The 13,333-nt window shown below is 44.3% G+C and carries 8 protein-coding genes; 6 read left to right on the top strand and 2 right to left on the bottom strand.

Translation table 11 applies throughout. The features are described 5' to 3' along the window. Positions 1-196: 196 nt before the first annotated feature. Positions 197-2,497 (bottom strand): catalase/peroxidase HPI, encoded by a 2,301-nt coding sequence (gene katG, locus D1814_RS11110; protein ID WP_118492235.1) that lies wholly within the window; start codon positions 2,495-2,497, stop codon positions 197-199. Positions 2,498-3,007: 510 nt separating this feature from the next. Here katG and D1814_RS11105 point away from each other — a divergent pair. The 3 genes from D1814_RS11105 (at position 3,008) to D1814_RS11095 (ending at position 6,935) form a co-directional block, all read left to right on the top strand. Continuing rightward, positions 3,008-3,604 carry a porin family protein gene (locus D1814_RS11105; RefSeq protein ID WP_118492231.1) on the top strand — a complete coding sequence of 199 codons (597 nt, stop codon included), beginning with the start codon at positions 3,008-3,010 and terminating at the stop codon, positions 3,602-3,604. 419 nt (positions 3,605-4,023) lie between these two features. Beyond that, the gene (locus D1814_RS11100) at positions 4,024-6,240 is read left to right on the top strand and encodes a VTT domain-containing protein (RefSeq protein WP_118492229.1); all 2,217 of its coding nucleotides are present in this window, start codon (positions 4,024-4,026) and stop codon (positions 6,238-6,240) included. Continuing rightward, positions 6,228-6,935, top strand: a complete 708-nt coding sequence (locus D1814_RS11095; protein ID WP_118492227.1) for an endonuclease/exonuclease/phosphatase family protein — start codon at positions 6,228-6,230, stop codon at positions 6,933-6,935. Before D1814_RS11100 ends, D1814_RS11095 begins: the two co-directional genes overlap by 13 nt. Before the next feature lie 43 nt (positions 6,936-6,978). Here D1814_RS11095 and D1814_RS11090 read toward each other — a convergent pair whose 3' ends face one another. Beyond that, positions 6,979-7,959 carry a LysR family transcriptional regulator gene (locus tag D1814_RS11090; RefSeq protein WP_118492225.1) on the bottom strand — a complete coding sequence of 327 codons (981 nt, stop codon included), beginning with the start codon at positions 7,957-7,959 and terminating at the stop codon, positions 6,979-6,981. A 398-nt stretch (positions 7,960-8,357) separates the two neighbouring features. On the opposite strand from D1814_RS11090, the gene D1814_RS11085 reads away from it, so the two are divergent. The 3 genes from D1814_RS11085 to D1814_RS11075 all read left to right on the top strand — a co-directional run bounded on the left by D1814_RS11085 (position 8,358) and on the right by D1814_RS11075 (position 13,088). Further along, positions 8,358-10,952 carry a TonB-dependent receptor plug domain-containing protein gene (locus D1814_RS11085; RefSeq protein WP_118492223.1) on the top strand — a complete coding sequence of 865 codons (2,595 nt, stop codon included), beginning with the start codon at positions 8,358-8,360 and terminating at the stop codon, positions 10,950-10,952. Between the two features lie 116 nt (positions 10,953-11,068). After that, entirely contained in the window at positions 11,069-11,890 is an 822-nt protein-coding gene (locus tag D1814_RS11080) for a sulfite exporter TauE/SafE family protein (RefSeq protein WP_118492219.1), read from the top strand. Positions 11,891-11,909: 19 nt separating this feature from the next. Next, positions 11,910-13,088, top strand: coding sequence for a pyridoxal phosphate-dependent aminotransferase (locus tag D1814_RS11075; RefSeq protein WP_118492217.1), 1,179 nt, complete (start codon positions 11,910-11,912; stop codon positions 13,086-13,088). Positions 13,089-13,333 lie beyond the last annotated feature (245 nt).

Raw genomic sequence — 13,333 nt, 5'->3', positions numbered from 1 at the left:
ATTTGTCTGTTGAGGCAAAAAGTAAAGATTCAGTGTATCGAAATAAAGAAAGGTTTGCGATGCTCACAAAGCCATTTTAGTTACTTTAAACATTAGTAAAGTCACCGTTCGTTCAACACAAAAAGGGCGCCGAAGCGCCCTCAAAAGCTTTTGTATTTATCGCTAGTGATTTTTCGCGATAGCAGATTTGCTTTATCTATTTAGCTAGACTGGCATTTAAATCGTGACGTAAATCAAAGCGGTCTAGCGTCATCACTTTAGTCCATGCATCAACGAAGTCCTCAACAAAACGTTTCTTTGCATTGTCGTAAGCATAGACTTCGGCTACAGCACGTAACTCGCTGTTCGAACCAAAGATGAGGTCTACAGGTGTACCTGTGTACATAACTTCACCTGTGCTTCTGTTCACGCCTTCATATACCGATGGATTATCGGTTTTTCTCCACTTGACGCCCATATCAAGTAGCGTCACGAAGAAATCGTTATTAAGCGTGCCTACTTCGTCAGTAAATACACCGTGTTTAACATCTCCTACGTTAGCTCCTAATGAACGTAACCCACCTAATAATACGGTCATTTCAGGTACAGTCAGGTTCAGTTGGTCAGCTTTATCTACTAACATGTCAGTTGGAGAACGATAGCTAGCTTCAGCGTTGTAGTAGTTTCTGAACGCATCAGCTGTCGGCTCTAGCAAAGAGAAAGAGTTAACGTCAGTCTGCTCCTGAGTTGCGTCTGTACGACCTGGTACTACCGGCACCGTCACTTCAACACCCGCGTCAGCCGCTGCTTTTTCGATAGCGGCAGCACCCCCAATAACAATCAAATCGGCAAGTGAAACTTTCTTCTTAGAGAACATGCGAGAGTTGTAGTCTTCCTGCAACTCCTTGAGTTTAGAAACTACGGCTTTCACTGTTTCTGGCTCGTTAGCTTCCCAGCTCATTTGTGGCTCTAGCGCGATACGTGCGCCATTCGCGCCACCACGCAAATCAGAGGCACGGAAACTTGCTGCCGCTGCCCACGCTGTTTTTACAAGCTGCTGGACCGTTAGACCACTATCTAAGATGTCTGCTTTTAGCTTTTTAACGTCTTTATCCGAGATCGTTTTGTAATCAGCTTTAGGGACAGGATCTTGCCAGATAAAGTTTTCTTCTGGAATGTCGTTACCTAGGTAACGCGCTTTTGGCCCCATATCGCGGTGCGTTAATTTAAACCATGCTTTAGCGAATGCCGTTTGGTACTCTTTAGGGTCAGCCAAAAATCGTTCGGCAATTTTGCGATACTCAGGGTCATATTTAAGCGCTAAGTCAGCAGTAGTCATTACAGGAGGATTTCTCTTACCTTCCACGTGTGCATCTGGCACTGATTTGTGAAGCGATTCATCCGTGGGGACCCACTGGATAGCACCGGCTGGACTACGCGTTTGCTTCCACTCAAAACCAAGTAAGTTTTGAAGGTATAAGCTCGTCCATTTAGTCGGTAGCTGTGTCCACGCCCCCTCTAAGCCACTGGTAACTGTGTCTTCAGCATTGCCTTTACCACAGTTATTTTTCCAGCCTAGTCCCTGCTCTTCTAATCCTGCGCCACCCGGCTCAGCTTCTAAACAATCAGAAGGTTTGTGTGCACCATGCATTTTACCGAATGTATGACCACCAGCAATTAGCGCTACCGTCTCTTCATCGTTCATCGCCATACGACCAAATGCAGTGCGAATGTTTTTCGCTGATCCCATCGGATCTGGCACACCTTTAGGGCCTTCAGGGTTAACGTATATTAAACCCATATGTGTAGCACCCAGGGGACGCTGAAGCTTGCCGTCACGTTCTTCACGGTCGCTGGCTAGCATTTCTACTTCCGGTCCCCAGTACACCATGTCAGGTTCCCAATCGTCGGTACGACCACCCGCAAAGCCATAGGTATCGAAGCCCATGTTTTCCATACCCACAGTACCGGCCAGGATCATTAAGTCGCCCCAAGATAAACTTTCACCGTACTTTTGTTTAATTGGCCAAAGTAGGCGACGGGCTTTATCTAAATTGCCATTGTCAGGCCAGCTGTTTAATGGGTCAAAACGCATTTGACCACCATCACCGCCACCGCGACCGTCAAGCGTACGGTAGGTACCTGCACTGTGCCATGAAAGGCGGATAAAGAAAGGACCATAATTGCCAAAGTCTGCAGGCCACCAATCTTGAGACGTAGTAAGCAGTTCGTTTACGTCTTTTTTCACTTCATCAAGGTCAAGTTTGGCAAAAGCTTCTGCGTAACTAAAATCTTCTCCAAGTGGATTCGAACGGTTGTCGTGATCTCGAAGCGCAGAAAGATCAAGTTGATCAGGCCACCAAAACTGATTCATTTTCGCCTGAAAAGCTTTGGTCATACCTGTGCCTTTAGCACCAGCGGGCTTACTTATTTGATCATTAGCAATGGCCCCTGTAGCGCCTAACGAAAGCGCCACTAGCGCCGATAACGTGGTTTTTTTAAACCTTTTTAAAGTCATGGTCTTTTCCCATCTGAGTTTGTTTTCGCTACCAAAAAGTAGACGTCTTCAGCGCCGCTTTTTGTTAACATTTTGTTTACCTCATAAGCTGTTAAAAGATAGTCATGCTTACACAAAATTTACAGTCGAGAAAATGAATTCATTTGATTGGAAAATTCAATCAAAATAAAGCCGCTAGATTTCAGCTGGTTAAAAATCTCGTTCTCGGTTGGTACTATTAATCACTAAAACATAGCTGACACATTTTTGTGCGTTACTACTTATTTATGAATCTCTTTCAGGCTCCATGAAAATTTTTCTCTGACATATTGATAGCTAAGTTCAACACCAACTAAAAACGTTCAATAAACAAACTATTAGTCACTAACCTATGTAAAATTTGCCCTTGTTTGAAACAAACGTTGAAATTTTTACTATGGCACAGCAGTTGAAACAGGAAGTGTGTAATCAGGACACATTGGCTTCAAATGAGAAGTCGATGAAACATTAAGAAGTAATGAGGATGAACTTATGAAAAACACACTTAAAACACTTACTGGACTTGCTGCTGTTGCCTCTATCAGTGCGATGGCATCGTTCGGCGCACACGCTCAATCAAATCAAATTGAAGCAAAAGACAGTGGTTTTTATGTAGGTGGTAATTACGGTTACCTGCGCGTTGAAGGCGAAGATGATTTTGATGATGATAAAGACGTATGGCAAGGGCTAGTAGGCTACAAATTTAACGAGTGGGTTGCTGTTGAAGGTGGCTATATTGATTTCGGTGACTACGGTAACGACATCGCAGGCGCAGAGACGGATGGCTACACCGCTGCTATTAAAGGTATCCTTCCGCTAACCGAACGCTTCTCTCTTTATGCTAAAGCAGGTCAACTATGGTCTGAAACTGAATACAACTTTGCGGGTGTTTCACGCGACAATGATGACGAAAGTCTTTTCGTGGGTGCAGGACTAAGTTATGCGGTTACTAGCAATTTCCTAGTGAACGCAGAATACACTGTATATGACACTGAGCTAGACGCAGACGAAGCGTTTGATGATATCGACGACACTGACTTTGAAACCGATCTTAAGCAAGCGAGCATCGGTGTAGAGTACCGCTTCTAAAAAGAAAACTTACCTAAAAGTGAATTTTTAAATTTATAAGCAAAGCCTGCACTGTTAGTGCAGGCTTATTTTTATCTAAATAAAGAAGCCCCTTACTTCATAAGAATTTGGTAGCGATCGCTACTACAAACAAATTTTTAATCACTTTTTGCACGCAACGTATAGCAAGATCGCCAATTACACACCTAGTAATAGAAAAATCTAGAGTAAGTATTGAGTCCCTTCAGTGATGAAGATGAAACTTCCTAAATTGTGAAAATCTTACACTTTCATATGCTCTACAAATATCACTTCAAGCCAGAAGAGTAAATATACCCTTACACATCATACACTTGAAAACATTTAAAAGTAATTGCTAGCAGGTATGAATTCTGCAACCCCCTATCTAGATTAATAAAATGAATAACAGGTACAAGAACATGCAATCAGGCAAAAGTATTTTCCAACCAGGTCAAAACTGTTGGGTAGAGAGCAAAGCCCGCTTTTCTACTCCTCTGATAGATTGCGGAAACTATTACAAAGCCTTGCATAGCTCAATTGTTAAAGCCAAGCACAGCATTTTTATTGTTGGCTGGGATATAGACAGTCGAATTCGATTGCTACGTGGTGACGATGAAGCTAAAAGCGAAGCACCTAGTGTGATCAGTGATTTGCTTAAATGGAAAGCAGAGCAAAGCCCTGATATTAAGATTTATCTACTGCGCTGGGATTCTTCTTTAGCCTTTTTCGCTCAACGTGAGATGTGGGCCAAAGAAGTGTGGGAAGAGAAAACGCCCGACAATGTTCAAACGGAGCTAGATGATACCATTCCAATGGGCGGAAGCCAGCACCAAAAAATTGTGGTTATTGACGACGAGCTTGTTTTTTCAGGTGGCATGGACGTATCGACTAACCGATGGGATACGCGAGACCACCCAGTGGTATCCGAAGAAAGAGATGGTCCTGACGGCGAGTATGGTCCTCTACACGATGTCCAAATGGTTTCAAGTGGCCCCGTGGTCGCCGACTTCGCGCAGCTTGTCAGATGGAGATGGCAGCGGGTAGCTGAAGACACTCCTATTAATATTCGTGAAGATGCGCGTATTGATGAAAATTCGCCTTTGCCTGAAACATGGCCTGAGGACTATCCCCCTCTTTTTGAAGATGTAGAGTGTGCCCTTGCGCGAACCATCCCATTTATGGATGAAGCCGAGCCGGCTCAAGAGGTACGGCATATGCTGCTCGACCTTATCGGGGAGGCAGAATCGGTCATATATATCGAAAATCAGTTTACGACTCGTCAAGAAATTGCTGAAGCACTTAATAAGCAACTTAAGTTAAAGCCAGACCTTTCGGTTGTTATCGTTAGCTCTTACGAACCGAAAGGTAAGTTTGAGTGTGAAGCATTTTGGGCCAGCCGCATTGAGTTTAAAGCGATTTTAGAAAAGGGCATAGACCCCAAACGCATAAAACTAACTTACTCTTCGATAGAAGACATGCAGGGTCGAAAAGCCTACAAACGCATTCACTCCAAGGTGATGACAATTGATAACAAATACCTTGTTATTGGGTCTTCTAATTTAAGTAACCGTTCAATGACCTTGGACACAGAGATTGATACCGTTTTATTTGGCAATAGCAAAGACAATCAAGCGTGTATAGAACAAGTGAGAAATGACTTACTTGCCGAGCATACAGGTCGTGATATAGATGCGATGCCAGAGATATTCAACCGCCAATATCCTGTTGAAGCATTGATGCAGGATCAGATAGCGCATGGCTATATACTAACTGAAGTTCGTGATGAGGTGTTCACAGAACACTCGGTAAAAAATGTATTTCGCGCTTTATCAGACCCTGAAGAACCGCTTATTTCAGTTCCTACCTTTGACGGTGACGCACTGCCAGCCCGTAACCCTAAGCGTCGCAGTATAATGATCTTAATTGGTGTTGCTATTATTGCAGTACTGGGCGGGTTAATGTTTTGGGCTAGTCAGTCAATCCCATGGTTAAGCTCAGACAGTATCAACGCCTTTCTAGAAAAAAGCAGAGGTACATACTTCGCGCTTCCTACTGTACTCTTAGTGTATGTAGTGGGCGGCATTTTATTCTTCCCTGTAACCGTGCTCTCGCTTGCTGTAGCTGCTATTTTTGGCCCAATTTGGGGGCCTATCTACGGCATTATGGGAGCGCTAATGAGCTCTGCCATTATGTTTGGTATCGGTAAACTATCAGGTAACGCAGGACTTAAAAAAATAGGCGGCCCAAAGGTGGCGGCAGTTGATGAAAAGTTGAAGCGTAGCGGTGTAGTTGGCGTAGCAGCTATTCGCATGTTGCCTATAGCACCATTTAGTTTGGTGAATTTGGTCGCGGGCATTTCATCTATAGGTATTTTTCAATTTTTGGTGGGAACCTTTTTGGGAATGTTCCCACCTATGATAGCTAAAGGTCTTGTTGGCGATTCTATCGCGCAAATTTGGCAAAACCCTTCTGTCAAAACTATTAGCTATCTTATAGGCGGCATTGTCGTGTGGGGTTTAATGATTTGGGGCTCACAAAAATTTGCACGTTATTATCAAGCCAGGAAAGAGGCTAACAGTGATACGTCAGAAAGTAGTAACGGCAGTAAAGATGAGTCTGAAAAATGTGCCGCATAGTAACCTATAATATTCACAGCGGAGTTGGCAGAGACAAGAAGCATGACTACAAGCGTATTGGGCAGTTTCTTGCAAACAGTGGCGCAGACGTGGTTTTGCTTCAAGAAATGGATACCCGTCCGCCCGAACGCGATACAGCGCAAGATGTAAAGGACATCTGTGCGGGTAACACGTTTAAATTAATTCCCTCTCCAGCAATCAGAGAATCAGATGGTTGGTATGGCAATGCAATTTTGACCCGTTTTGATGTGCTCGAGCACGATACTGTAGATGTAAGTCAAACTGGGCGACAGCCAAGAAATGTTCAAATCGTTGAGTTGAAGACAGAAAAAACCCCATTGACAGTGGTAAACACTCATAAAGGGCTTAAAAAACCAGAGCGTCGTTCGCAGTTTTCTTTGCTTCACGAACATCTGTCGCGACGCTTAAGAGAAAAACAAACCCCGCTATTTCTAGCGGGTGATTTTAATGAGTGGCAGTTTTTTTCAAAGGCATTTAGGGCTTTAAATAATTTGCTATTACAGCAAAAGGTTGGTCCCACGTTTCCAAGCAACTTCCCCGTATTTTCGCTCGATCGCGTCTGGGTAACTGAAGATATTGAAGTAAAGTCATGTAGGAAACTCAAGAATGAGAAAACTAAAGTGTTATCCGATCATCTACCCGTATTAGTAGATATTGTTCTACCTGAAGCGTGAGTTAGCCAACTTTTTCGATTCATTGAAAATACGGTGTGCTCGGTTATGCTGACTTCGCCACAAATGAGGATGCTGCAAATTCTAAGGTACCGCACCAATGTTTGAGCGCATTCTCCTTAGCGACCACTTTTCGAATGATATCAATAATTTGTTCGTATTCGTGCGTCGCTTTTCGCTTTTTGTTAGTAGCTGCCAGCACGGTGCGATGCATGTCAGGCTGGGTAATTTTTAAGGTGGAGACCAGACCCGACTCTTTCAGATGGAAAACAGCCGAAGTTGGCAAAATCATCACTCCCTCCCCTTGCATTACTTGCCTTAGTCCTGTCATTAACTGCCCAGAATAAGCAAGATCGTGCTTTAAGGTCACGCCGGTGGCTTTCTCGTAATCAGCAATAAGCTGACCAAGTGCATCTTTATTTCCCGGCGATAAAAGGGGGAGTTCACTTATTTCCCAAAATTTTATCATCGACTTGTTTTTGAGCTTGGCATATTCGGGATAAGCGGGAGAAGCAGCAAACACGAGGTGCAATTCCTCTTGAATAAGAGGAGTCACACTCATAAATTTAGGCTCTATTGCCTGTTGGTAGGTTAAGGCAACATCTACCTGTTTTGATTCGAGCCAGTCGTTGATGGTGTATGAAGGACCAGTACTTATCTCTACTTTCAACGTTTTATGATTGCTCGTTATTTCAGTTAATAAGGGTAGGGAAAGTACATTACCAATAGATGGGAGCATTCCTATTTTTATTACTTTTTTCTGGTCTCCCTGAAATGCTTGCAACGCTGATTTCACGTTTTCGATCTCACCCATTATTTTCTCTGCGTGTTTGAAAAATACCTCTCCAGCAGGCGTTAAGCTTATACCCGAAAAGCTTCTTTCTAGCAGCGTTGCTTTCACCTCTCGCTCCAAACTTGCAAGTTGCTGGCTAATAGCTGGCTGAGCAATATCTAAGGTTCTAGCCGCTGCAGCAATACTGCCTCGCTGTACTGTGGTTATAAAGTAATGTAGCTGTTTGGAATGCACTTAATCCCCTTTTAGAAGGCAATAGAGAATAGCCTGACGTCATTGCAGGGAAAGTCAGCAAGGTATATGCCATTCCAATAGGTTATATGAAGCTAAAATGTAAACAAAAGCCTTCGCATACGGGTTAAAAAAATCTCACCCTAAACACTACTTAAGTCTAATACTAGGAAAACTGTGAGCTTCCGGAGGGGTCAATATTTTTCTTATACCCCTGAATATTCTTCTTTCTTCCACCAGCGGCAAAGAGTTTTTAGCCTAGTCCCTGTACACGAGTTACACAATAACAATTACAAGATGTGTATGCATCAATGTGGTGCTCGTGCGTGCCTAGAAAGAGTGCAGGTTCAATTAATCCGCATTCATAAATTAAGTAGCAATAAGCACGATTGGGAACACTAATGAAACAAAAGAAACTCCACACTGCAGTACGTTACGCACTTACCGGACTAACCCTTTTCACTACTTCAATGCTTGTACAGGCTCAAGAAACCAGCGAAGAAACCGCAGAAGCGAAAGACTTAGAGCGTATAGCCGTTGTGGGCGCTCGCGGTGCGCCACGCTCAGTCACTAGTTCGCCCGTTCCCGTTGACGTGTTAACCGCAGAAGACGTTGAAGCCGTTGCGTTTACCGATATGAACAACGTTCTGATGACCCTTGTACCTTCCTACTCTGTGGGCAGGCAGCCTATTTCAGACGGCGGCACCTTTATTCGTCCAGCAACACTTCGAGGTATGCCCACAGACAAAACCTTGGTTTTAGTGAACTCGAAACGTCGTCACAGAGCAGCGCTTGTTTCAATCGGAGGCTCTGGTACCCAAGGCCCGGATATCGCAACCATTCCTACAGCAGCAATCCAAAGTGTTGAAGTATTGCGAGACGGTGCAGCAGCTCAGTATGGTTCGGATGCCATCGCGGGGGTAATTAACTTCCAACTTAAAAACAATACCGAAGGCGGCTCTTTCACCATCGATTATGGTAGCTACTATGAAGGCGATGGCGACCAGATTACCGTTACAGGAAATAAAGGTTTCGCACTTGGTGACGATGGCTTCTTCAGTATTTCGGCCGAATACTCAGATAGTGAAGCGACCTATAGAGGCGAACAATACTGTGAGCCTTGGTTCTGTGTAGACGAGCAATCAGCCGAATATATTGCAGATGCGACTGCTATGGCAAACAGTGTTCACGGTTCTGATGTGGTGCAACCTTGGGGGCAGCCCAATACCAGCGGCAAACGCGTTTTTTTCAACGCTGGGTACGCGCTGAGCGCTGAAGCAGAGTTATACGCTTTTGGTAACTATTCTGAAAGTGAAGGCGACGGCTCTTTCTATTATCGTTATCCGGGTAACGGCACTATTGAAGACATTCGGCTTGAAGACGGCTCTATTTGGAATCCAACAGAATTCTTCCCGGGTGGTTTCACGCCACGCTTCTTCGGTGATGTCACTGATTATTCAATGGTAGGCGGCATAAAAGGTATGTCGGGTGATCTTACTTACGATATCAGCGGTCGTTATGGCAACAACGAGATTTCCTACACGCTCGCCAATACCATTAACCCTTCTCTGGGCAATGAATCACCTACGTCATTTGAGCCCGGTGATCTGACTAACGAAGAGGCCCAAATTCAGGCCGACTTCACCTACGACTTGAGTGAGTACGTACTCGCTTTTGGAGCTAGCTATCTAGATGAGTCTTATGAAATTTCTGAAGGAGAGGAAAGCTCATATTTTGCCGGCCCTTACGCTACCTCTGACCCATATGGATTCTGTGACGGAACCACCGCTACTGCCGAAGGGCTAGCCGTTATCGCAAACGGTTCGACATTAAACTGTGCAGATCCCGATGATGCTGTTTATACCGTAGTTGGCGTAGGTTCTAACGGTTTCCCGGGTTACTCACCTGACTATTCAGGTTCATACGAACGTGATTCTTATGCGGTGTACACCGACATTTCAGGAGACATTACTGACGAGCTATTTGCCCAAGCTGCATTGCGCTACGAGGACTATTCAGATTTTGGCTCTGAGGTAGTGTACAAAGTCGCGGCGTTTTATCAATTGAATGACGATGTAGGCTTTAGATCTTCATTTGGTACAGGCTTCAGAGCGCCAACGCCTGGCCAACAGGGTACTACTAACGTATCGACTCGCTTACCTGATGGTTTCCCTGTAGCTACGGGCTTATTCCCTGCGGGCGGCGAAGTTGCGCAGGCACTCGGCGCAGAAGAGCTTTCACCTGAAAAGTCGACCAACTTTACATTAGGAATGACGGCTAACTATGGTGACTTAACTCTTACCGTTGATTACTACAATATCAAATTAGAGGACCGTCTCTACTCTGTATCTACACGTGATGTTTCTACTACTGTGGTCACCGACCCAGATGCTGCAGGCTATGATGCTTACCAGAACTACCTAGCGCTTGCGGGAGCAAACGTTTCTGGCGCTGAATCTATTGGCGGCGTTTTCTTCTTCCAAAACGCATTCGATACAGTGACAGAGGGCTTGGATGTCGTAGCTACATACAAGATGGAATCCAAGTATGGCTCAACTGTTTTAACCGGCTCGGTTAACTACAATAAAACTGAGTTTGACTCTGACCCCAGCGAATATTTAGATGCAGAAGATCAATTCGATTTTGAAAATAGCCGACCTGAAATGCGCGGTGTGTTCTCGGTCACTCACAGCTACGACGTATGGTCTGCGGTGGCTCGCCTAAGCTACTTTGGCGAATACGAAAATGCAGGCAGCGATGATGGCGTCGACCCAACAAGTATTCAAACCTTCGGCGATGAATTTATGTTTGATATCGAAGGCTCTTACCTGATTAGCGAAAACCTTACTCTTTCAGTCGGTGTTAGAAATCTATTTGATAACTACCCAGATTTGAGTACTAACGGCGACGCGTGCTGTGGCGAATTATACGATTCCGGTTCCATAGTCGACTGGCAAGGTGGGTACTACTACACCCGTCTAGCAGCTCGCTTCTAATCGAGTGCAGAAAACACCGGCGCAAGCCGGTGTTTACGTTTTTAAATAACTTTATATAAGTAAAACCTAAAAGGTCATTCAATGTTAAAAGTTGTATTGTGTGGGGTAGAAAACTGATGGAAGTAGAACTACTGTGGTTTGTCGTTACCTTGTGTATAACCGGTGCCATTGCTGGTATTACCGCAGGTCTATTCGGCAATGGTGGAGGCTTTGTTGTTGTTCCGGCACTACTTGCTGTTTTCCCTTTCTTTACCCCCCCTTCTGAATCGTTGGTGAAAGTTGCAATAGGCACCTCATTGGCATCAATTGTCGTATCTAGCGCACGTTCTGTTATGGCGCACCGCGCCAAAGGCGCCGTAGATTTTGACATCCTTAAGTCCTGGAGCATTTGGCTTATTCTTGGTGTTGGAGGTGGTCTACTAATAGCTAATAACTCTAGCGCAAATGGCTTAACCGTAGTATTCGCTGCAGGTGTACTGCTTTACTCCGTATATTTTCTTTTCCCTGAATTTGTTGTGCGCCCCGGTCTTGTATTCGATATGCCTAAAGGAATAGGAAAAGCGGTGCTGGCATTTGTATTAGGCGGCTTTTCTGCGTTACTCGGTATAGGAGGCGGTACGCCCACAGTCATCACAATGGTGATGTGCCAACGCACTATTCAGCAAGCGGTTGCCACCGCTGCAGGTGTTGGCTTCCTGATAGGCCTTCCTGGTGCCATTGGCTTTCTATTTATGAAACATCCCGAGACGGCTTCGCTTCCTGTTGGCACTATCGGATACATCAACATTCCAGCGCTAATCGCTATCAGTATAGGCGCAATTTTTACTGCGCCTATCGGTGCGAAGATGGCGCATAACTTTAGTGAAAAGAAGCTAAAGCGATTGTTTGGCATTTATCTCGTCATTGTTTCAAGCGCAATGTTCTATAAAGCCATTTAAAATAAAAAGGAGAATATCTGTGAGTTATAACCGTTCAAGACGTTTATTTTTAGGTGGCTCGGTAGCAGCATCAGCCGTAGGAGCAACAGGTTTTAGTAACTTGGTTAGCGCTCAATCTGCAAGTGCTGCAGCAACTGAAGCGATATCGGTCATTTATGGACCAAAACCTGGTGTAGCGAAACTAAATGCTAATGAAAACCCTTTTGGACCTAGTCCAAAAGCCTTGGAAGCCATTGCTCAAGCCTCTGCTCAAGGAGGTGCGTATTACGCTTATCCCGCCGCTATGACCCTGTTAGATATGATAGCCGAGCGTCATGGCATTACGCGTAAGAATATTTCTTTAAGTGCCGGTTCCAGCCCAATTCTTTCCTATGCTGCTGTAGCTGCAAGTAAGAATGGTAAAATTCTTGGGCCGGATCTTTTTTGGGATACCACGTCTAAAGCACCAGAAAAGCAGGGCGCACCAGAAATAGTCAGAATAGCCAATACAGCAGATCTCGACATCGACCTTGACGCCATGTATGCCGCAATTGATGACTCCATCGGTATGGTACATATCTGTAACCCTAACAACCCGACAGGTAAAGTGCTAGACCCCGATAAGCTTCGCGAATTTTGTATCAAAGCCTCTAAAAAGACACTTGTTTTGGTTGACGAGGCCTATAACGAACTCATCGATGAGCCACCAAAACACTCAATGATTCCACTTGTTAAAGCAGGCCACAATATCATCGTAGCGAGAACCTTCTCGAAGATTTATGGTTTAGCGGGTATGCGAGTGGGCTATCTTATTGCTTCTGAGGAGAATACCGAGTGGATTAATCGCTACGGTATGGGCGGCTACACATTGAATCAAGCGGGCCTTGCTGCTGCAATAGCAAGCTACAATGACAATGCCTTTTTAACGTTTTCTAAAGAAAAAATTTATGAAGGTAAATCTATGGTTATGGATGCCGTTAAAGCTAACGGTTTGACAGCCCTCCCCTCTAGTACTAACTTTATTTTTGTTAATCTTGGTGATGGCAATGCCGAGTATTTCCGTCAAGCTATGGCTGAAAAAGACGTACTTATCCGAGGCATCTATCGTACGTATAATAATTGGTCTCGTGTAAGCATGGGTAAAATAGCTGACGTTAAACGTTATGTCGATGCAATGCCAGCTGCACTAGAAAAAATGCAGGCAATGCAAAAAGGCTAAAAATGCAAGGGCATGTTTAAACTTAGCTACATGCCCACTTCATCTCTTTAACTCTCTTAACACCTAACTCTATAAACCCCGCTATCAATTCAACTAAAAGTCTAATACGCACAAAAGTCACCTTTGTCATATACTCAAATTAGTTAACAAGCAGGTAGAGCATGACTACAACAATAATTTTTAAAGGTATTGTTGCAGTAACGCAAAAGTTGCACATACTTTACTAAAAAGGCATCACATTGAAT

The sequence above is a fragment of the Alteromonas sp. BL110 genome, from assembly GCF_003443615.1.
Classification (GTDB): domain Bacteria; phylum Pseudomonadota; class Gammaproteobacteria; order Enterobacterales; family Alteromonadaceae; genus Alteromonas.
Note: the sequence above shows the minus strand (reverse complement) of the source record. Positions and strands in the feature narration are given on the sequence as shown.

Coding starts and splice junctions, on each gene's coding strand:
- katG (WP_118492235.1), bottom strand. CDS start 2,497: ATGACTTTAAAAAGGTTTAAAAAAACCACGTTATCGGCGCTAGTGGCG.
- D1814_RS11105 (WP_118492231.1), top strand. CDS start 3,008: ATGAAAAACACACTTAAAACACTTACTGGACTTGCTGCTGTTGCCTCT.
- D1814_RS11100 (WP_118492229.1), top strand. CDS start 4,024: ATGCAATCAGGCAAAAGTATTTTCCAACCAGGTCAAAACTGTTGGGTA.
- D1814_RS11095 (WP_118492227.1), top strand. CDS start 6,228: ATGTGCCGCATAGTAACCTATAATATTCACAGCGGAGTTGGCAGAGAC.
- D1814_RS11085 (WP_118492223.1), top strand. CDS start 8,358: ATGAAACAAAAGAAACTCCACACTGCAGTACGTTACGCACTTACCGGA.
- D1814_RS11080 (WP_118492219.1), top strand. CDS start 11,069: ATGGAAGTAGAACTACTGTGGTTTGTCGTTACCTTGTGTATAACCGGT.